Here is a 409-nt window from a genome sequence, read left to right as displayed (position 1 = left end):
TGACTTACAGATTCAGTTTTGAGCGAACAAAATGCTCATAAATACATAAATATTGTGTGGTGACGATGGCAAGAAGGTCACACCTGTTCCCATCTCGAACACAGAAGTTAAGCTTCTTAGCGCCGAATGTAGTTGGGGGTTGCCCCCTGTGAGACTAGGACGTTGCCATGCAATATTTTTATTCCGCAATAGCTCAGTTGGTAGTAGCGCTTGACTGTTAATCAAGATGTCGTAGGTTCGAGTCCTACTTGCGGAGTTTTTTTGTACCTATATATCAACTTGCTGCCATAGCTCAGTTGGTAGAGCGTCGCCTTGGTAAGGCGGAGGTCACGGGTTCAAATCCCGTTGGTAGCTTTGTATATTTGTATAAAATAACCGTGTGGTGACGATGGCAAGAAGGTCACACCTG

2 tRNA genes and 1 rRNA gene are annotated in these 409 nt (G+C 44.7%); all 3 read left to right on the top strand.

The features are described from left to right. The first annotated feature begins 55 nt into the window (after positions 1-55). The 3 genes from rrf to HMPREF3116_RS04850 all read left to right on the top strand — a co-directional run bounded on the left by rrf (position 56) and on the right by HMPREF3116_RS04850 (position 354). Positions 56-171: ribosomal RNA gene (gene rrf / locus HMPREF3116_RS04860) — 5S ribosomal RNA — on the top strand. Positions 172-182: 11 nt separating this feature from the next. Continuing rightward, positions 183-256: transfer RNA gene (locus HMPREF3116_RS04855), tRNA-Asn, on the top strand. 25 nt (positions 257-281) lie between these two features. Beyond that, positions 282-354, top strand: a tRNA-Thr gene (locus HMPREF3116_RS04850). The last annotated feature ends 55 nt before the right edge of the window (positions 355-409 follow it).

The organism is Aerococcus sp. HMSC10H05, from assembly GCF_001806975.1.
In the GTDB taxonomy this organism is placed as follows: domain Bacteria; phylum Bacillota; class Bacilli; order Lactobacillales; family Aerococcaceae; genus Aerococcus; species Aerococcus viridans_B.
This window is presented reverse-complemented; position numbering and strand designations above follow the sequence as displayed.